21 protein-coding genes and 1 pseudogene are annotated in these 18,139 nt (G+C 53.4%); all 22 read right to left on the bottom strand.

What is annotated here, in order from left to right; genetic code table 11:
* Window positions 1-51: 51 nt before the first annotated feature.
* The 22 genes and pseudogenes from H8Z83_RS08610 to H8Z83_RS08505 all read right to left on the bottom strand — a co-directional run bounded on the left by H8Z83_RS08610 (window position 52) and on the right by H8Z83_RS08505 (window position 17,893).
* Complete coding sequence (locus tag H8Z83_RS08610) at window positions 52-765, bottom strand: DUF4366 domain-containing protein (RefSeq protein WP_187014634.1); 714 nt, start codon at window positions 763-765, stop codon at window positions 52-54.
* Window positions 755-1,045, bottom strand: a complete 291-nt coding sequence (locus H8Z83_RS08605; RefSeq protein ID WP_187014633.1) for a DUF4315 family protein — start codon at window positions 1,043-1,045, stop codon at window positions 755-757. Before H8Z83_RS08605 ends, H8Z83_RS08610 begins: the two co-directional genes overlap by 11 nt.
* On the bottom strand, window positions 1,032-1,766 hold the full coding sequence (locus H8Z83_RS08600) for an adenine nucleotide alpha hydrolase family protein (RefSeq protein ID WP_187014632.1): 735 nt from the start codon (window positions 1,764-1,766) through the stop codon (window positions 1,032-1,034). The genes H8Z83_RS08605 and H8Z83_RS08600 overlap by 14 nt, the downstream gene beginning before the upstream one ends.
* 21 nt (window positions 1,767-1,787) lie before the next feature.
* On the bottom strand, window positions 1,788-3,677 hold the full coding sequence (locus tag H8Z83_RS08595) for a C40 family peptidase (RefSeq protein ID WP_243184853.1): 1,890 nt from the start codon (window positions 3,675-3,677) through the stop codon (window positions 1,788-1,790).
* Complete coding sequence (locus tag H8Z83_RS08590) at window positions 3,674-4,699, bottom strand: DNA cytosine methyltransferase (protein WP_187014631.1); 1,026 nt, start codon at window positions 4,697-4,699, stop codon at window positions 3,674-3,676. Before H8Z83_RS08590 ends, H8Z83_RS08595 begins: the two co-directional genes overlap by 4 nt.
* A complete protein-coding gene (locus H8Z83_RS08585; protein ID WP_187014630.1) occupies window positions 4,692-5,015 on the bottom strand; it encodes a hypothetical protein in 324 nt (107 codons plus the stop codon). The genes H8Z83_RS08590 and H8Z83_RS08585 overlap by 8 nt, the downstream gene beginning before the upstream one ends.
* Window positions 5,016-5,089: 74 nt before the next feature.
* Window positions 5,090-5,887 (bottom strand): hypothetical protein, encoded by a 798-nt coding sequence (locus H8Z83_RS08580; RefSeq protein ID WP_187014629.1) that lies wholly within the window; start codon window positions 5,885-5,887, stop codon window positions 5,090-5,092.
* Window positions 5,888-5,968: 81 nt separating this feature from the next.
* A complete protein-coding gene (locus H8Z83_RS08575; RefSeq protein WP_187014628.1) occupies window positions 5,969-8,356 on the bottom strand; it encodes a VirB4-like conjugal transfer ATPase, CD1110 family in 2,388 nt (795 codons plus the stop codon).
* The gene (locus tag H8Z83_RS08570; protein ID WP_187014627.1) at window positions 8,322-8,708 is read right to left on the bottom strand and encodes a PrgI family protein; all 387 of its coding nucleotides are present in this window, start codon (window positions 8,706-8,708) and stop codon (window positions 8,322-8,324) included. Before H8Z83_RS08570 ends, H8Z83_RS08575 begins: the two co-directional genes overlap by 35 nt.
* A gap of 46 nt (window positions 8,709-8,754) precedes the next feature.
* The gene (locus H8Z83_RS08565) at window positions 8,755-9,168 is read right to left on the bottom strand and encodes a DUF4160 domain-containing protein (RefSeq protein ID WP_187014626.1); all 414 of its coding nucleotides are present in this window, start codon (window positions 9,166-9,168) and stop codon (window positions 8,755-8,757) included.
* Window positions 9,169-9,225: 57 nt separating this feature from the next.
* Entirely contained in the window at window positions 9,226-10,092 is an 867-nt protein-coding gene (locus H8Z83_RS08560; RefSeq protein ID WP_243184851.1) for a VirB6/TrbL-like conjugal transfer protein, CD1112 family, read from the bottom strand.
* A gap of 67 nt (window positions 10,093-10,159) precedes the next feature.
* Window positions 10,160-10,249, bottom strand: a pseudogene (locus H8Z83_RS08555) (Maff2 family mobile element protein); the annotation flags it as partial.
* A gap of 89 nt (window positions 10,250-10,338) precedes the next feature.
* On the bottom strand, window positions 10,339-12,009 hold the full coding sequence (locus tag H8Z83_RS08550) for a recombinase family protein (protein ID WP_187014625.1): 1,671 nt from the start codon (window positions 12,007-12,009) through the stop codon (window positions 10,339-10,341).
* The gene (locus H8Z83_RS08545) at window positions 12,010-12,207 is read right to left on the bottom strand and encodes a hypothetical protein (RefSeq protein WP_002595102.1); all 198 of its coding nucleotides are present in this window, start codon (window positions 12,205-12,207) and stop codon (window positions 12,010-12,012) included.
* A gap of 241 nt (window positions 12,208-12,448) precedes the next feature.
* On the bottom strand, window positions 12,449-13,786 hold the full coding sequence (locus H8Z83_RS08540) for a virulence-associated E family protein (RefSeq protein WP_117831474.1): 1,338 nt from the start codon (window positions 13,784-13,786) through the stop codon (window positions 12,449-12,451).
* Window positions 13,755-14,399: a CHC2 zinc finger domain-containing protein gene (locus tag H8Z83_RS08535; protein WP_002595104.1), complete on the bottom strand. Its 645-nt coding sequence runs from the start codon at window positions 14,397-14,399 to the stop codon at window positions 13,755-13,757. The genes H8Z83_RS08540 and H8Z83_RS08535 overlap by 32 nt, the downstream gene beginning before the upstream one ends.
* Before the next feature lie 66 nt (window positions 14,400-14,465).
* Window positions 14,466-16,040, bottom strand: a complete 1,575-nt coding sequence (gene mobQ / locus H8Z83_RS08530; protein WP_002595105.1) for a MobQ family relaxase — start codon at window positions 16,038-16,040, stop codon at window positions 14,466-14,468.
* A 103-nt stretch (window positions 16,041-16,143) separates the two neighbouring features.
* Window positions 16,144-16,560 carry a hypothetical protein gene (locus H8Z83_RS08525; RefSeq protein WP_002595106.1) on the bottom strand — a complete coding sequence of 139 codons (417 nt, stop codon included), beginning with the start codon at window positions 16,558-16,560 and terminating at the stop codon, window positions 16,144-16,146.
* Window positions 16,561-16,562: 2 nt separating this feature from the next.
* Window positions 16,563-16,760 (bottom strand): helix-turn-helix transcriptional regulator, encoded by a 198-nt coding sequence (locus H8Z83_RS08520; RefSeq protein ID WP_002595107.1) that lies wholly within the window; start codon window positions 16,758-16,760, stop codon window positions 16,563-16,565.
* Between the two features lie 317 nt (window positions 16,761-17,077).
* On the bottom strand, window positions 17,078-17,374 hold the full coding sequence (locus tag H8Z83_RS08515) for a DUF3847 domain-containing protein (protein WP_005335898.1): 297 nt from the start codon (window positions 17,372-17,374) through the stop codon (window positions 17,078-17,080).
* Entirely contained in the window at window positions 17,367-17,708 is a 342-nt protein-coding gene (locus H8Z83_RS08510; RefSeq protein WP_005335900.1) for a replication initiator protein A, read from the bottom strand. The genes H8Z83_RS08515 and H8Z83_RS08510 overlap by 8 nt, the downstream gene beginning before the upstream one ends.
* Window positions 17,705-17,893, bottom strand: coding sequence for a hypothetical protein (locus tag H8Z83_RS08505; protein ID WP_002304353.1), 189 nt, complete (start codon window positions 17,891-17,893; stop codon window positions 17,705-17,707). The genes H8Z83_RS08510 and H8Z83_RS08505 overlap by 4 nt, the downstream gene beginning before the upstream one ends.
* Window positions 17,894-18,139 lie beyond the last annotated feature (246 nt).

The following is an 18,139-nucleotide window of genomic DNA, read 5'->3' as shown; positions in this document are numbered from 1 at the left end:
GCCGCCCATCATGGGCGGCGGGCCTTTTTGATGTACTTATTTACTGTCATTTCAATCCTGTTCAGGAACATCCTCGTTTTCGTATTCCTCGTCCTCGAACTCATAGTCGTCCGGGTCGGCGCTGACCTTTGCGCCCTGCTTGGGCTTGATGAACTTGATGTAGGCGAAGGCTCCGCCGCCGCCCAGGGCCGCCAGCAGCAGGATCAGAACCAGGGCGCCGCTGCTGCCGGACTCCTTCTCCGGCTCCGGTTCAGGCTCCGGCTCCACCTCCGGCGCTTTACCGGCACACTCGCTCATATTCACCGCGCAGACCGGACAGGCGGTATTCACCGCACCGGCCTGGCATTTCTCGGCGCAGGTACAAGCAGCGGGCTTTTCCTCCGCCTGCCCGTCCTCCAGCAGCGCCATCAGGTCGGCTTCATCCACCTGGTTCAAGAAGTGAACGGCGGTCTCCTTGTCCTCGTTGGCCCGGTCGATCAGGATGTAAAAATAGTTGCCCGCTTTTGTGGTCACGGTGATAAGCTGCTTATCGCCGTAATAATCGTCCACCAGCGTGGCGTTGCCCTCCGGGGTAAGGGGCTGGCCCTCCGGCTCCATGCCCCCGGTGGCGGGTTCCTCGGTGGGTTCCGGCGTCGTCTCGGCGGGCTCCCCCGTGTAGTAGTCGCCATCCCCACCGCCCGCAAAGGCGGTGACGGAGAAGACGGTCATGCACAGGACCACCACCGTCAGGGACGCCAAAAGGCGGAAAACTCTGTTACGCTTCATCTTCGCCGTCCTTCATTCCTTCCATATCCTCGTCGTCGGGGTCCGGCGCCGCCTCCGCCTCCATCATCCCGTCGGGCAGGGTGATGAGGCCGCTGGCGTAGGCCTTCAGGAAGGCGGTCAGCTCCTTGTTGTCCATGCGCACCGCCTTGACCATGCGGACGATCTCCAGGTTTTCTTCCTCGGTGAGCTGCGCCTCCAGCTCCCGAAGGCGCTTCTGCTGGGCGGAGATCTTCTCCTTCGTCTTTTCGATGTCTCGGCGGATTTTCTCAACCGTTGCCATGTGTGCAAAACTCCTTTCCAAATCGTTCTCTCCAGGAATAGTTCCGCCCCAGGCCCTTGACCGTTTTCAGGTTTTGCCGGGCGTTGTCCTCCAGCGCCAGGGCGCGGCGGAACAAATCGGGATGCTGCTCCCGCAGGGCGGTTATCTCGTCGGGTTTCATGCTGGGGCAGAAAAAACAGGACGATTTTCCCGGCTGGGGCAGCCCCGCCGCCTCGATTTGCCGGATGCAATCGTCCCGTGTCCATCCCCATTCCATCAGGGGATACCACTTGCTGTATTTTCGGTCGGCCAGGTCTCCCAGCAGCACCTTGTCGCTGCGGTAGCCCTCGCCTGCGTCGTAGCCGATGAACTTGACCACCCGTTTGCCCGCCGCCCACACCTTCTGACACGGCGGATAATGGTTGCAGAACTTTTCCTGCGGCCCGATCTTGTGTTTCAGGGAACACCGTTTGAAGCCGTAGGCGATGGACGGTAGGCTGCAACTTTGCAGACATTCATCCTCCAACGTCAGCCGTTTCCCGTCACGGGTGGTCTTATACACTCTGGTAATGGGCGGCATCCCGTGGTCCTTCAGCCAGTCATCCATCACCTCCAGATAGGCGTAGGTGTGGGGATGCTCTGCCCCCGTATCCGCAAAGAGGATCAGGTCCACCGGGATACGGTGCTGGTGCAGCCCAATCAAAAGGGCGGTGCTGTTAGCGCCGCCCCCGTAGGAAACCATGTTGACACTTCATCACCTCCATCAGCTGTACGGCGGTCTGCCGTATGCGTAGAAATGGGACTGCCAGTAACTTGTGTTCAGGTTGGAATACTGGATGGGGTCGCCGCAGTGCAGCATCATCCCGTCGCCCACATAGATACCCACATGGGACACGCCGCTGGTGTCGTAGGTGCCCACAAAGAACACCAGATCGCCAGGCTGGGGGTCGGATACCGGGGTGGAAATGTTGTAGAGCCCCTGGGCACCCAGCCGCCCGGTATTGCACAGGCCGCTGTTGGTCAGCACATAACTGACAAAGCCGCTGCAATCAAAAGAGGTGCTGGGACTGCTGCCGCCCCACACATAGGGATAACCCAGGTATTTTTCCGCCTCGGTAATGAGGGTGTTGAACCGCTCGTCCGTCAGGTATTCAGCGGGAATCTCCCAGGCGGTGGGCGGGTTCTCGATGTACTTGTTCACATACCCGGAGGATGGGAACAGGTCGGGGCGGTTACCCAGGGTGGACATATAGGTGGCATACAAGGAAAGCTGTTCCTCGCCCATCATGTAGACAGGCACATGGGAGAGGTCGAAGTTCTCCAATGTCACGGTGCAGATATACCAAGTGTACGGCACCTCAACCTCGTACTCGTTGCCCTCGCTGTCCGTCCGTGTTTCCGTCCGATAGCGGGTCTCCGTGGTCACGGTTTCGGTGAGGATATATTGCTTGTCAAAGAGGGTTTGAAGGTCACCCTGTACCTGGTCGATGGTGAACACCCCTTCATGGAGTGCCGACAAAATGGAAACCAGCACATAGGGGTCATGCTCGATTTCGTCCAGGTCGAAGTGATACTCGTCATAGTTGTGGGTGGCCTCGTAGGTATCCAGGTATTCCCGCAATTCATCCTCTTTGGCGCAGTAGGCTTCTTCCGCCGCCAGCATGTCGGCATCCTCGGACAGATAGGAAGATGCCATGATATTGGACACCCCGCCGCCGAACATGGAGGAACAGGATTGCAGGGAGCCCAGCAGCATCACCAGCAGAAGGCCGATGCCGCCCACGATCAACGCACCCTTCCAATGCCGTTTCAGGAAAAGGGCGGTACGCTTGGACTCCTGGGCGGTTTTCTTGGCCGCCTTTGCCGTGGCCTCCGCTGTTTTTCCGGCTTGGGCAGTCTTGCCCGCCGCCCGGTATGCCGCCGCATATTGCTTTTGCAGCTTCCGTTTCTGCCACAGGCGGGAGATGGGATTGGATGCAAGCTGGGGGTTCTCCGCCACGGCTTTCCGATAGTAGAAATCCGCATTGGCCTTGACCGCCGCCTGTTCCGCTTTCGCTGCGTCCCGCCAGGGTTTCAGCTTGCGTTCCGCCCGCCAGTTCTGGACACGGCGGTTTCCGTAGCCCACAGCCTTCTCAAAGCTGCGTTCCCCCAGGTGGCCCGACTGGACGCCGGAATTTTCCTGCTCCACCTCCCGGACCTTGCCGTGGATCGCTGCGCCTGCCTCCTGGATGGGGCGGGACAGCGGATTGGCATGGGGCTTTCCCGGACTCTTATTGGGGATCGCGTCCCTGGCGGCATCCAGCCGGTCCGCCGCCTTATCCGACTTGCGGATGGTCCCTTGCAACTCCGGCTTGGCCCGGTCAGCTTCGGAAAACTGCAATCGGGAGGATGGGCGGCTTGCCGCCGCCTCACCCTCCCGATAGGCCCGGCGCTGTTTCCGGCGCTTCTTTTTGGCTGCCGCCTGTTCCCGGTGCAGTTCCGCACGGTCCACCGCTTTTCCAGCGGCGCCCACCGTTTCGCCGGATGCAGAATGGTCTTGCTCCGGCGTGCGGTCAGAGGGATAGGTAGTCTCGCCCGTGACCAGATTGACGGATACCGCCCCGTCACGGGTCATCTTCTGCGCCTCCTTTTCGGGGGCTTTCCATTCTTTCAAGGTGCGTCACCTCCTGTTCCATAGGGGCAGATGTTGACACAGGCCCCGGTTTCGATCATGGCGATGTACTGGAAAATGGGATAGGCCTGGGGCGGGCAGACCGCATTGCCCAGGGTTTTCAGCCGTAGGGCGCGGTCCGCAGTGTTTTCGGTGATACGGGGGATTCCTTCCGGCTCGGCAGCCCAGAGGATACGTCCGTCCATTTCCGGGGGAAGCCCATGAGCCATTCCACCCAATCCGGGTTCAGCGCTGCCGTCTCGGATAGCGGCTGCTCCCGCTGGATCACCTGGGAGGACAGGTTGGCAGACGGGGCGCTGTTGCGAAACGCCGCTGGTTTCAGCGTGGAGCGGTAGCCCTCCGACGCTGCCGGGGTCAGATAGAACACCGCCGCCGACAGGCTCAGGCTCCAGATCGTCCCGTCCTTGTTCCGCTTGCGGAATATCCCATTGTCCGACAGGTACACATCCAGGTTGGCAGCGTCCTGCCCCGTGGATTTGTCGGAGGCAAGGGGCGTGGGAAACATCAGCCGCGACGATAAAAGTTCGCTGGCGCTCATGCCATGCGCCGACGCCGCAAGCCGGAAATACGAATGGGAGAACAGCGTATCCCGCTTTTGCCAGGTCAAAGATCGTTTTGTCGAGCCCCATATTGATGAAGCCAGCAACATTTTCCCCAAGCACCCAACGGGGCCGCAGCTCGGTAATAACGCGGCACATTTCCGGCCACAGGTAGCGTTCATCCGCAAAGCCCTTCCGTTTTCCGGCGGTGGAGAAGGGCTGACACGGGAAGCCGCCGGAAAGGATGGTGATGGTTTCAAGTCCTGTTTTCTCAAAAAACGCCTCCTTCGTGAATGTGGTGATGTCCCGGAACTTCGGCACATCCGGCCAATGCTTTTGCAGGATGGAATAGGGATAATCCGCCCACTCGCATTGGCAGACCGTTTCAAAGCCCGCCGCCTCTGCCGCAAGGTCCAGCCCGCCGATGCCGGAAAAGAGGCTGACATGGGTGAGGCGGTCAGGCATGGGGCTGATCCTCGTCGTCCTCGCAGTCCACATAGAAGGCGTCCAGTTCGCACAGCTCCAGGGCCTTCAGCCGGGCAAGGTCGGCCTTGTCGCCGAACACCAGGTAGCGGCCGGGGATGCTCCAGCGGTCAAACATCTGGTCGGCGATTTCGCCGTACCGCCGGGCGGTGTCGATCAGGTTCTCCATGTCCCGGCGGTCCTTGATCTTCCCGGCAAGAAAGGCCAGCTGGTGCAGCAGCCCGTAGAGATGGACTTCCTCGTCGATGTGGGCCTCGTAGGTCTTTTCCTCAATGACATACAGCTTTTCCTGTTCCATTTCATGCTCCTTTCTGAATATCGGGCATAAGAAAAGCGCCACTGTTTCCAGTGACGCTTGTAGAGTACTAACCGTTAATATACAGTTTTACAGATTTTGGTTGTTCCATCAAGCAGATCTTTTGCTTGATCTTTAGTGGGTTCGCTTTTCTTGTCATGACAGCACAGATTTCGCAAATCACCGAGAAGCTGAATATACCTCCAGGTGGGCAAATCAGTTACGCCAGCATTTTTCAGTTCCTCATTGTAATCGTTAATAGTCGGAGATTTTTTTCTCAAGGAAATCTTGTGTCTCGCGCAAACTTCAGATAAATGTTTTTCCAATATTACACCACACATTGCACCTGATGCCCGCAAAAAGCCTGCTTTGAGCAATTCATTAGCTGCACCCAGCTCAGAATCAAACAGCTCCGCCCGGACAGAGAACTGAATAGAATAGATGACACTATCAACGAGCTTTAAAGCACTTTCTAAGATGGAAACTTGTTGCTGCATTTTAGGTACTGCTGCACTCTCATCGACTTCAACTCTACCAGCCCTAGTCATACATAGACCTATGATTGCATCGGAAATAGTGTATGAGGCAAAAGTAATTTCTTTGCGTTTTTCATTCTTATATAACGCAACAAAGTCATTTGTCCTGTCAGGAAGGAAAGTTTTTATATACTGTAACGCCTCAGAATACCAAACTTCATATCGTGTTTTAAAATCAGGAAGTTTTTTGACGTCTATTCCATTTTTCTCTAAATATTTTCTGGCTTCTTCTTTTTTAGCTCCTGATTCTGATTTATATGCAAGAGCAATATACAGCTGATTTCCTTGTTTCAATAATCTATTTAAATCGTTTTTTACCGTTTCTACATCGAACCCCATAAAGCTCACCTCAAGAAAATTGTATCACACATCTCCTTTCAACAAAAGTTTATTATTAGCTAATCTTGCTAATTGTGCCGTTTAATGTTCCACCTCGCTGGGCTTGGTGGTAAGCAATTTGTAGAGCTCGGTATCCTTCGGGAAGTCATCCGCAAAGGGCAGGATGACATTGTTGAAGAACAGCAGCCCGTGACCCGGCTCGGAATTGGTCACATAGGCAAGCTGTTCAGATGAAATGTTCAGCCGCTCCGCCAGTATCTTCCGGTCGCCCGCCGCCTGGTTGAGCATATAGATGAAGTCGCTGTTTTCCAGGATGTTTTCGATCTCCGGGGAGGAAAGCAGGTCCTTGGGGTTCTGGGTCGCGCCGGTGGGGATGCCGCCCCATTTTCTGAACCGCTTCCAAATCTCGGCGCTGTACGCCGCAGTCTGTTCCTCCTTCAGCAGAAGGTGGAACTCGTCCACGAAGTACCAGGTAGACCGGCCAATCGCCCGGTTGATGGTAACTGTGTTCCACACCGCGTCCTGGACAATGAGCATCCCGGGCTTTTTCAGGTTCTTGCCCAGGCCCTTGATGTCAAAGCAGACAAGGCGATTGGAGATGTCCACTGTGGTGCGGTGGTTGAAGAAGTTCAGCGAACCGTTCACATACAGGTCCAATGCCTGGGCCACCCGGTCGGCCTCCGGGATGTGCTGGGACAGAAGGGCGTTCATCAGGTCGCCCAAAATCGGCATATTCTCAGGTCGTGGGTCGGCAAAGTAGGGCTGGTAGATCATCTGTACCGCCCGGTCGATGACCGTTTTCTCAATAGCCTCCAGGCCCGTCTTGCTGCCCATGATGAGCTCGCAGAAGGACAGCACGAAGTCGGATTTCAGAGCCAACGGGTTTTCTTCCTCGGAATAGTTGAGGTTGATGTCCAGCGGGTTCACATAGTCGGTGCTGGACGGGGACAGCCGGATCACCTGACCACCCAGCCGCTTCACCAGGGGCGAATACTCGTCCTCCGGGTCGCAGATGATGACATTGTCCTGGGTCATCAGGATGATGAAGGTAATCTCCCGCTTGCAGCTCATGGATTTGCCGCTGCCGGGGGTGCCGAACACAAGACCGTTGGGACAGCGGGATTGCTTGCGGTCCAGCAGGATCATATTGTTGGAGAGTGCATTGAGACCGTAGTACATGGCGTCGCCGCCCATGAACACCTCCTGGGTGACGAAGGGGACGAACACCGCCAGGGCCGAAGTGGTCAGACTCCGTTCGATCTTGATGCGGTTGAGCCCCAGGGGAAGGCTGCTCATAAGCCCGTCCTCCTGCTGGAAGTCCAGTCGGGTCAGAAGGCAGTTGTAGGTCTGGGCGACGCTGGCCGCCTGGGATACGGCGATCTCCAGCTTTTGCCGGGTCTCCGCCGTGTGCAGCATCAGAAAGGTCATGTTGAACATTCTCTCGTTGCGGGATTGCAGGTCGGTGAGCAGGTCTTTCGCCGCGCCGCCATAAGTAGACAAATCGCTGGGGAGTATGTCCATATCGTAGCCGCTGCGCACAGCCCGTTTTTGCTCCTGTATCTTCATGGCGTCCAGGTCGGTGATCTTCCGCTTGACCATTTTGATGGCCTCGTTTTGGTTGATGCCCCGGATGTGCATGGTCACCATGATATTCCCGTCTGCCTCCATGAAGTCGGTGAGGATACGGTCGTGCATCTCCGGCGCCAGGATTTGCAGGAAGGACACCGCCCCATACCGCTTTCCGATGCGGAAGGTGCGGGTCTCCCCGAAGTGGAAGGAGGACGGAGCGATGAAGTCCTTCACCGAAAGGCCGCTGGCCGGGAGCCAGTCCCATTCAAAGGCAAACTGCCCACCCTCCGGGTGGAGGATGTTGTAAAGCAGCTCCAGCCGCTCCTTTCCGTCCAGCACATGAGCCGCTGCCCCCATGACCTTAAAGCGGTTGAGGGTATCGGTCTCGATGCGGGCAAACCGCGCCCGAGCCGCGGGAAGGTTCTCCGCCTCGATGGTCAGGGTAACATACTTGGTTTTTACATAGCCGTTGTTGCCCCGACGGTACTGCATCCGCAGGATGTCCACCGCCTCGTCCCGGATGGGGTCCAGGTCATTGCCCTGCCTGGTAATACCGAACATTTCATCGGCGGCGCTGCCTCCGCTGCGGCTGTCCAAAGTAACCTGGACGCCGATGGAGGGGTCGTAGCCGTTATAGAAGTCGCAGAGGCTTTCAAAGATGCTCCGCTGGTCCTCCGGCCTCGCCAGGCGGTAATTCACATCCTGAAAGGCGATGGTCTTGGAGAAAGTCCCGCCCTCCAGCCTGCACAGGCCGTCGGGGAACATATTCTGAAATGGGATGCTGTCCTGCACCGTATGGGCTTTCCCGTCGCCCTTTGCCTGCCGGATCACCGCCTCGATCTGCTTGCGCTGGTTACGGGTGAGCTTACGCTTTGCCGATCTTTCTGCCTTTTCTCGCAATCCGTTTCACCTCCTGTTCCAGTTGGGATTGCCGCACCAGGGCGGAATAGAGATTGTTGGTCTGGTAGATGCGCACCTTCGGGCGAATAAATTTGTTCTGGATCAGATGGCCCAGGAACACTTCCAGCGGCTGCCCGTTCTTCTCGTACATGGCGAACAGGAAAAAGGGCAGCATCACCAGGATCATGCACAGCGCCGCCGTGGTGGTCCCCAGACTCTCCTTTGCCAAAAAGAAAAGCGGCACGCCTACCAGCGCCGCCGCTCCGAAACAGATCACTTGTCGTTTGGTCAGCCCGAACAGGACCTTGCTCTGTATCCGGCTCAGGTCCTTCGGGATCGTTACATAAGCCAATGTTTTACACCTCCAAAAGAAAAGAGGATGCTAAAGCATCCTCAAATCACGCAACTGTTACTCTGAATCCATGAAACTCATTCCAAGTATCAACTAAAATTTGGCGATTTTCTTGTGCCCATTCCAACAGTTTTCTTTCTGTTCTCCTGGAAATGTTCGACTCTATTACGGAGAGATCACTAATTCTGTAGCTTCCACTGCCTTCCCCCCTAATAGTAATATGAAAATGCGCCTCATTGTGAGGAGATTCCTTTTCTCTCACCTCAAACTTAATATTATTATTAATTGTTCCAACTGTAACAAGTTCTGTTTCAACAGGAAGGATTTTGCGAACGGAAACTTTGTAGGGCTTTTTATTTCTACCGCCTAAATCATTACTTAGAGTAACTACGGCAGCCCTTAGTTTTAACAAGGTCATTTGCTCCTTGCGTACTTTTACCCTAATTATTTTCCTTTTCACAAAATCACCTCGCATTGGTAGTTATATTGTAGCATGGGCGTGTTGATATTTCACCTATTAATGCGCGCCGAACAGGGATTTTGCAAGGCTGCCGGTCTTGAACAGGGTGTAGCACAGCAGGACCGTATAGCCCATGCAGCCCCAAATGGCCGCAGATATGTTGTCGCCGGATGTGGAAATGCCCTCCACCAGCACGGCATAGATGCCCACACAGATCATAATGAGGAAGGCTTGGAAGCCCAGGGCCAGCAGGGAGCGAAGATAGTTCTGCCCCGTGGAGCCCCACTCCCGGTTGACCATTGTGGCAAAGGGAATCGGTCCAATGGAAGTCACCAAATATACCTCAATCATTCTGCCGTAGATCACCAGGAAGATGCAGATGGAAAGTATCTTCGTACACAGCCCCACGAACACGCTTTGGAACCACAGCCCCAACAGGGCACCCACGCTCCAGTCGGCAAGCTGGGTCTTCAGATCGCCCACCACGCTGGAGATGTCGATGCCCGCATCCGAGATGATAACCCCCGCCGACTGGCTGACCACATTCTGCGCCACATCGAACACCGCCATGACGATGTTCCAGGTGTTCGTGACGATCAGCACCGCGCAGAAGGTTTTGAAAATCCACTTGAAGAAAATCCAGGTGTCGAAGTCGTGGAGGTTGTTCTTCTCGATAATAAGCTGGATCAGCTCGTAGCACATGACAAAGGTGAGGATGATGCCTGCAATGGGGACGATCACCGTCTCCGAGAGGTTGCGGATCATGTTGAAGATGCTGCTGTTCCAGACGGCGGGCGTCATGCCGACCTCCCCGGCGATCTCGCCCACCTTTGTGTTCAGGGTATCAAACATCCCGGTCAGGTTTGAAATGATACCGTCAATGAGCAGTTCCTTGAACCACTCCTGGATCATATCCAATATCAAGGGAGATTACCTCCTTTGCGGGGGCTCCCGCTGTGAAGCAAAAGCCCCCGCCGGGTTTGGAGAAACATCAGGTGGTGGACAGCAGACCGGACAGCAGGGGGATCAGGGTGATGCCGATGAGGGCAACGCCGCCGCCCGCCATAAGCTGTTTTATCCCCAATTAGGTGTAAAATTCTGCTCGATGGCGGGCGGCGGCGTACAAAAATCTATATGGTGTTTTTAAGAGAACCATCCAGGCGGGACAGGTCAGGCAGTGACCTGTTCCACCTCCGGGATGGGTTTGAGATTAAAATGAATTTCGATAGAAATGTGTCTTGTTTTATCTTCGTCAATGCGCTCATGCACGACGATTTCTTTGATTAAGCGGTTAAGGGTGGCTGCATCCAGCTCTGTGATGTTGGCGTATTCCTGAATGGCTTCCACCCATTGTTTTGCATCATTGGCAAGCTGGACTTCATCGGACAGCCGCTTTCTGCCCTCGGACACTTTTGTTTTAAGCTCCGTCTGCTCGGTCTGCGTCTTTTCCAGCATGGTGTTGAAGTTCTGCTCACTGATACGCCCTGCAATCATATCCTCATAAAGCCGCATTACCATTTTGTCCAGAACCTCAATCCGTTCCTCGTCCCTTGTAAGGGAGCGTTCCATTGCTTCCCGCTGTTCCCGCTGCTCGGCTTCACAGGTATTGGTCAGGCGGTCGGCAACCGCTTCTCCGTCCATCAGGGCAGCTCTGGCACATTCCCGGATTTTCCGCAGCACATGACTGTAAAGGGTGTCATAATCAATCCGGTGCTGGGTGCAGTGGTTCTTTCCAAAGGCATTGTAGGTCTTGCAGGAGTAAATCCGCTGGGGATGTTTTGCGTTTGTGTAGCGTATCGTCAGCGACTTCCCACACTCGCCGCATTTTATCAGTCCGGCAAACAGGCTGATTTCATTGGTCTGCCCCGGACGCTGGCGGGATTTCAGCTTGTTCTGCACAATATCAAAGCTCATGCGGTCAATCAGCGGTTCGTGCTGTCCCTCAACCACAACCCAGTCCTCCGGTTTCTTTTCCCCAATCGTGCCGATTTTGAAGCGGTAGTCTTTTTTCTGGGAAGCAATCGCCCCGGTGTAGACGGGATTCATCAAAAGGTCTTTGATAACGGAGAAGTCCCACATATACCGCCCGTTTTCCGGGTCTTTCTTTTCCCATTTGGTGCGGGTATTGCGAAGCCCCCGTTCCCGGTTCCACCATGTGGGGCAGGGGATTTTTTCTTCCTCCAGCCGTCTGCGGATATAGTTCGGACCATGACCGTTTAGGGCATATCCGAAAATCAGCCGCACAATCGGGGCGGTTTCCTCGTCAATGAGCAGATGGTTTTTGTCCTCCGGGTCTTTCCGATACCCAAACGGGGCAAGACACCCGGTAAACTGTCCTTTCTGCGCTTTCAGAAGATAAGAGGAATGGACTTTCTTGGAAATATCCTTGCTGTACATCTCGTTCAGGATATTCTTGAACGGGGCAATGTCGTTGTTATCCCGTAAGGTGTCGATACCGTCATTCATGGCGATATAGCGCACCCCGTTTCTTGGGAAAAAGTCCTCAATCAAATGCCCGGTTTGCAGATAGTTACGCCTCAGTCGGCTGAGGTCTTTCGTGATAACAAGGTTGATTTGCCTGCGCTCAATGGATCTCAACATTCTCTGTAAATCAGGACGCTCCATATTAAGACCTGTGAAGCCATCGTCCTGATAGACTGCCACAACCTCCCATCCCTGCTTTTCGCAGTATTTTTCCAGCATATCACGCTGGTTTGCGATACTGGCACTTTCGCCTTGCAGGTCATCGTCCTTTGACAGTCTGCAATAGACCGCTGCACGATAGCCCCCGGCAAGTGCCGAACCGATTGTTCTGTATTCCATTTCGTTCATCATAGCCATTTACCCACACAATCCAGACGGTATCCGGCTCTTTTGAACCTCATCTTCATTATACTTCAATTCTTTCTTTTTAGCAAGATATTCTTTTGTATTTGTCTTGCCGTATTTCTGGGAAATCAGGCTGACGAACACATCGGTGGCGTCCAGCTCCCCGTCAAATACAGTGGTCACATGAATCTCTGTTTTGTTTTTTGCCATAGGCAGTTATCCTCCATACATGAAAATAGCCAGACAGAGGGTGTCGGCAACGAAGTCCGGCAACGGGCTTCAAAAGACCTTGCAAACAATCTCAATCTGGCGGTGGTTACTATTTATACTTTTCTTTTATTTTTCTGTTGTTTTGGTTGTCATAGGGGAGAAAAGCCCGCAGTTATGGGTTTTTCCCCGGCAACCGGCTCGGCAACGGGATAGCAACGAAGTCGGCAACGGGCTGTCATTTTCAGAATGGAAGCTCCATCTGCTCCGTGACCTCCACAAAACCGTCCATAGATTTTTCGGGCGGGTTGTCGGTGTCCGTTGCCGGGATTTCACGCTCCCAGCCCTTTTGTCTGCCATATTCCGCAAACATTCTTGGATTGGAAAAGTAGTTCCACCCGGTAATGCACTGGTTCATTATCTCGTTGATTTCCCGGATTTCCCATTGCTTCGGCTCGTCAAAGGTGTGATTTAAGGCTTCCTTGTAGAGCTGCTTGGAACAGATCGTTTCCCCGGTGTACTTATCAAGGTAAGCCTGTATCATCCCGGCTTTGGTGTCCTCCGGCATAAAATCCCGCTGGTGTTCTTTGAGATACCGCTGCATGGCTGGGCTGAATGACAGCTTGTACCTGCCGCTTCGGTAAATCTCCATTGCTTCCGCCCACATCTGGCTGATATAGGCTCTGGAAGCGGCTTCGTCCTCCAAAATGTGAACCTCGGCTTGCTCCGGGTACACCATGACCGGGATAAATCGGCGGTTGCCGGAACGGTCAAGGGGGAGAAAGTCAAGGGCGTTGGAAGTACCGCCGAACACGCACTGACGGGGACGGTCTGCCGGGTGGGTTTCATAGGGTATCTTATAAACCTCTTTCTGTCGGCTTAGAAAAGACTTGATTTCCTCAATGCTCTTGGCATTGGCGGTTGCCATCATTTCCGACATTTCAATTATCCAGTGACCTTGCAGCTTGCGGTACACGTTATCATCGTCCAGCTTCCGCAAATCATCGGAAAACCACTCGTCCCGGACTGCCAGCAGACGGAAGAAGGTGGACTTGCCAGCCCCCTGACCGCCTACCAGACACAGCATGATTTCAAACTTGCTTCCGGGCTTAAATGCCCTTGTAATCGCCCCCAAAAGAAACAGCTTTAGGGCTTCATAGGTGTAATCGTCCACATCCGCCCCCAGAAAGTGCCGCAGACAGAAGCGGATGCGCTCCGTCCCGTCCCATGCAAGGCTGTTCAGAAAATCCCGGATGGGGTGGTACTTATTCTCATTCGCCACAATCCCGATGGCGGTTTCAATCTTTTTCTCACTGGTCAGCCCGTAGGTTTCCTCCAGATAGAGAAGCAGATACTTCATGTCTGTATCGGTCAGGGCTGTGCTTTCTCTGTGAAAACCGATGGGCTTTATGATGTCCTTTCGGTCGGTCAGGATGTTATAGGCGATTGCCCCGGCAAGCACCGGGTCACGCTGGAATACGGTCAGGCAGTTCCGTATGCTCTGGCGGACACCGCCTTTCTCGGTGGTTTCCAGAGTTGCCTTTACTTCCTCAACGCTCTGGGGCGGCTGCATGGCGTTCATGGTGTTTTTTAGTTCTTGCTGCGTCTGCGGCGGCAAGCTCTGCCATTCGCTGTTCAAGCTGTATCACATCCTTTCCATGTTCCGTAATCAGTGAAGCGATTTCCTCCGTATCCCCAAACAGCAGCACATCCAGCAGATATTCCACATGGGCTTGCTTCTGCAAGGCTTCCACGAACCGGGGATGAAACGCTTCCTCCGGGGAGTGCGGGGCATAGTCGGTTTTCCATACCCGTAAGAGGTGTAGATAATCGGCAAGGACACGGAAGCAATGTGCCTTTGCTTCCCGGAACTGTTCTTCCGGGGATTTCTGCCGGGGCTTGGGCTTCCTTGCCCTGCCCGGTGGCTTCCAGTCCTCATAGGCAAGCCCGAAGTCACTCGCCAACTGTGCGGCGGCTTCCTTTTTCCCCAGCCCGTACAGGGCAGCTACAAAATCAATCACATCCCCATCTGCACCACATCCGAAGCAGTGGAAACGCTTGTCCAGCTTCATGCTGGGGGTCTTATCGTTGTGGAACGGGCAGCAAGCCATCCCGTTTCTGTTTACCCGGATTCCGTAATGCTCCGCAGCCTGTCTTGTCGTAACGGACTGCTTCACAGCTTCAAATACATTCAAATCAATTCCTCCTTGTAAAAAAGAAAAGGCACTTATCATTCTCAATCTGAAAATGGCAAGTGCCTGTTAAAGTTCCATATCCTGTTGTTTGTGTTTCGTCTGCGCCGGGGCGTTTTTCTGTGCTCTCTTCTCGTCAGCCTTATCCTGCAAGACTTCTTTGAGGGGCTGCTTCTTGGGCGGCTCTTTGCTTTCCTCTGTGCCGGGTGTGGCTTTCCGTACCCAGTAGCGGATGTCCCACAGCTTCTTCAAATCTTCCTGCACCTCGGTCAACGGTACTTTCAAGTCTGCGATTTCGTCCACAAGCTTCGCCTGTTCCTGCAAAAGCTCCTTTTTCGTGCTGTCCTTATCGTCCGGGTGCTTGGCAAGGTAGGCACTGGCTTTCTCAAACCGGGCAACCTCCGGGTGTTCCAGCTTGAATTTTTCCTTAGTTTTCTTGAAAAATATCTTCTGGTATTTCTCATAAACGGGCTTACATTCCTTACAGTCCGTCCGGGCGGCAAGGATAGCGTCAATCACGTTGCTGCGGGTTTCCTTTGGCTTCATCTGCTTTCGGTAGTCGGCGGCAGATTTCCCGGACGTTTCTATAAAGTTTTCCAAATCCTCCACGGTGGAAAGTCCCTTTCTCTGGAGATAGGACAGGGCTTCGCTGACTGCCTTTAAGTCTTTGGAAGTCCCCCGGCTTTGTCCCGCCCGTGTCCAGCTGCTCCGTTCTGCCTTTCGTATCTCCATATACTTCATCAGCAGATTGGGAAGAAAGACCGCTTCCTCCGCAGCTTTTTGGGCAAGCAGTTCATTCCGCTTTTCGCTAAGCTCCGCAATCCAGCCTTTGAGATTTTTAATAAGCTGCCGGATGGACTTCATCAAACTATTGGCGGCTTTGATTTCTCGGTTCAGGTTGCCGATGTTCGTCTGAATCCCACGCTTTTCCATCTGCCGGACAGCAGCCCCTTCATGGACGGTAGGGATAATATCAAGCCCCTGTCTTTCGTAAGAACGGAGATCTACTCGTTCCGGGCGGTTGTTGGCTTCCAGATAGCGGTTTTGGATGACCTCCCATTCATGCCGCCAGATTTCGCCATATTTGCGGTCGTTCCAGTCAACCGTATCTTCCTTGTGGCTTTTCCACCTGCCGGACGGGAGCTTGATTCGTTCCCCGTTCTTATCAAGTTCATAGACCTTGCGGCTCTTGGGAAGCCATTTCCCACGCTCATCCATTGCCCGCATGGTCAGCATGACATGGGCGTGTGGGTTTCCGTCCCCTTTGTCATGGATGGCAAAATCCACGCACATTCCTTTGGAAACAAACTGCTGGCGGCAGAAATCCCGTACAAGGGCGGCGTACTGGTCGGGCGGTATCTCTCTGGGAATGGAAAGCACCCACCGCCTTGCAAGCTGGGAGTTCCATTGCTTCTCAACAGCTTCGGCAGCGTTCCAGAGGGTGTTGCGGTCTGTGTACTCCAGGGGAGCGTTTGCCGGGAGCAGGATTTCATTGTGGACGATACCACGCTTTTCCGGGTAGTGTTTTACTTCCTGGTCATATTCACAGAACAGCTTTTCGCCGCTCTGGTAAGCAGCGGCGGCAACCGCAGACTGGCGGTGGCTGCGCTGCACAATAGAGATTTCGTTGTGTGGACAGGGCATTTTGTGTTCCTCCTTTCCGTTTTTGGACATAGAAAAAGCAGGATACCTTTTCAGATTTCCTGCTTGTTGTGCCGCTGGGGGCGGCGGGTATTTAGTAATACATTTACATAGTTTTGTGCAAGTACCAAAGTCGCACAATAAATACAATTTGTCCAATAGCATAAGCCCCAATAATAGTGAAACATGGGACTACTGTCATATATCCGGTGAAAATCAAAGCAAAAATAGAAACAGCAATCGTAACATTCATTACCTTGAAGCCACTTGCCATAGCAGCATTACTAAGCGAAATATTTCTCTCGTCATTTTCCTCTATTTCCATTTCTTTGGTTTTCTTAACGAACAAGTCGCACACACCAGATACAATCAGCAAAATTCCAATGAGAGATGTACCTACTACTATTAAGTCGGGACGTGGCACAGGTATTATTTCATGTACTCCCAAACCGTATGTTAGCAATCCTCCCAGTAGAATAATCATTCCTGTAACTGTCATTAAAATCAACAACCTTTTTTTCATAATCAATCCTCCTCGTAAATAAAAATTTCTTCAATACTCATGTTGAAATATCTGGCAATCTTAAATGCCAACTGAATAGATGGGTTATAGCGTCCGTTTTCCAAAGAGCCGATGGTCTGTCGTGATACTTCCAATGCATTTGCTAAATCTTCTTGCTTTATGCCTCGTTGCTTTCGTAATTCTTCCAGGCGATTTTTCATGTCATCCTCCTCTCTTATGGAAAGTTAACTTTCCATGCTTCCATTATATCACATAGTTCTTTTATGTCAAGTTAGCTTTCCATTTGCATTATATTTTATGAAACTTATCGGCTGGGAACAGCTTGCAACGCAAGGTGTCCCCAGATGGCAAGTCCACAAAAGGGTAGCTGGCGGCAGCCAGCGCAGGGGAAGTGTAGCGTCCCCTGTTTGATTTGGAGCAGACCGTGGCTGCGGAAAATCACAGCCCTCCTGCAAGGAGCCTTCGGAGAACGCAATGCACCAACCTCTGGGTGGTGTATAATTGCGCCCTTAGTAAACTAAGGGGTTTCCGGCTTCTCCCGTTCCAGCAGTTTTTTCAATATATCTTGCGTGTCCTGCCTGTGAAAAATGAGTTTCAGCAACAGCATGACATCATCGTCCGTCAGGCGTTCCGGCTCTTGCAGAAAACTTTCCAGCATACCGCCACGAGTACAGAGCCGGTGCGTCCGTTCCTTTCGGGTAAGCTGCTTCAACTGGTGCTGCAATGCCTTTTCATCATTGATGGCTTTCCGCAGTTTCTTTTCGCTTTTCTCCAACTCCCGGTTGAGCTTTCCCAGCTTTGAGGTATCAGGCAAGGGTAGCGCCCTCCTTTCCCGGTATCAGCACATAAATCCTGTTCGGTTCTCCCACGCCCTGACGCACCCGCATGATAAGTCCGGCGGTTTCCAGTTCATTCAAAGAACGCTTGACCGTCATGAGGCTGCGGGACAGGACTGCGGCAATGGCTGTGATAGGGAAGCAGACAAAAAGAATCCCGTTCTCGTCCGCCTGCCCTCTGAAAAGCATAGCGTCCAACATCCGGCAGTACATGACCTTTGCGGTGCTGCTGACTGGAAATCCTGTCAACGCTCTGGGAAATGGCATACAGGGCGGCAATGGTGTGTCTATCGTCATAAATTCAAAATTCATTCGGTGTGTTCCTCCTTTTTCTTTGCTCGTTTGGATAAATAACGGGGGCAGTCAATCACAACCGCCCGGAAGCTCTGCTTGCACCCATGCTGGCATTTCCGGCATAATTCGTTGTAAGTGACACGCCCCCGGTCATTGAGGTAAAAGGAAAGCTCATGCTTCCGCTTTTTGCTCATTCTCGGCATGTTACGTTTCCTCCCGTTTTCGTGTATGGTTTCGGGGCGATTTTCGGCAAAATTACAGCCATAGAGCCGCTTAAAATCTCCCGAAGTCTCAGCGATAGGGTAGACTATCTCCCTATCAAATTGTCGTGTTTCGGTATCATTTCGGTGTCAGTTCGCCAGTTCTCCCCGGTGTCGTTCCTCCCCTGAATCTCACAGCGGCGTATCGCTCCCTTTGGTACGCTCGTTTCGGTCAGGGTTCCTCCATAT

Origin of the sequence: Dysosmobacter segnis (genome assembly GCF_014297285.1) — a bacterium.
Lineage (GTDB): Bacteria > Bacillota > Clostridia > Oscillospirales > Oscillospiraceae > Oscillibacter > Oscillibacter segnis.
The sequence above is the reverse complement of the archived record's forward strand: the minus strand, read 5'-3'. Positions and strand labels throughout refer to the sequence as shown.

Excerpts from the sequence above, each read along its gene's own strand:
- H8Z83_RS08610 (WP_187014634.1), bottom strand. The coding sequence starts at position 765 with ATGAAGCGTAACAGAGTTTTCCGCCTTTTGGCGTCCCTGACGGTGGTG.
- H8Z83_RS08605 (WP_187014633.1), bottom strand. The coding sequence starts at position 1,045 with ATGGCAACGGTTGAGAAAATCCGCCGAGACATCGAAAAGACGAAGGAG.
- H8Z83_RS08600 (WP_187014632.1), bottom strand. The coding sequence starts at position 1,766 with ATGGTTTCCTACGGGGGCGGCGCTAACAGCACCGCCCTTTTGATTGGG.
- H8Z83_RS08590 (WP_187014631.1), bottom strand. The coding sequence starts at position 4,699 with ATGCCTGACCGCCTCACCCATGTCAGCCTCTTTTCCGGCATCGGCGGG.
- H8Z83_RS08585 (WP_187014630.1), bottom strand. The coding sequence starts at position 5,015 with ATGGAACAGGAAAAGCTGTATGTCATTGAGGAAAAGACCTACGAGGCC.
- H8Z83_RS08580 (WP_187014629.1), bottom strand. The coding sequence starts at position 5,887 with ATGGGGTTCGATGTAGAAACGGTAAAAAACGATTTAAATAGATTATTG.
- H8Z83_RS08550 (WP_187014625.1), bottom strand. The coding sequence starts at position 12,009 with ATGGCTATGATGAACGAAATGGAATACAGAACAATCGGTTCGGCACTT.
- H8Z83_RS08545 (WP_002595102.1), bottom strand. The coding sequence starts at position 12,207 with ATGGCAAAAAACAAAACAGAGATTCATGTGACCACTGTATTTGACGGG.
- H8Z83_RS08540 (WP_117831474.1), bottom strand. The coding sequence starts at position 13,786 with ATGAACGCCATGCAGCCGCCCCAGAGCGTTGAGGAAGTAAAGGCAACT.
- mobQ (WP_002595105.1), bottom strand. The coding sequence starts at position 16,040 with ATGCCCTGTCCACACAACGAAATCTCTATTGTGCAGCGCAGCCACCGC.
- H8Z83_RS08525 (WP_002595106.1), bottom strand. The coding sequence starts at position 16,560 with ATGAAAAAAAGGTTGTTGATTTTAATGACAGTTACAGGAATGATTATT.
- H8Z83_RS08520 (WP_002595107.1), bottom strand. The coding sequence starts at position 16,760 with ATGAAAAATCGCCTGGAAGAATTACGAAAGCAACGAGGCATAAAGCAA.
- H8Z83_RS08510 (WP_005335900.1), bottom strand. The coding sequence starts at position 17,708 with ATGAATTTTGAATTTATGACGATAGACACACCATTGCCGCCCTGTATG.
- H8Z83_RS08505 (WP_002304353.1), bottom strand. The coding sequence starts at position 17,893 with ATGCCGAGAATGAGCAAAAAGCGGAAGCATGAGCTTTCCTTTTACCTC.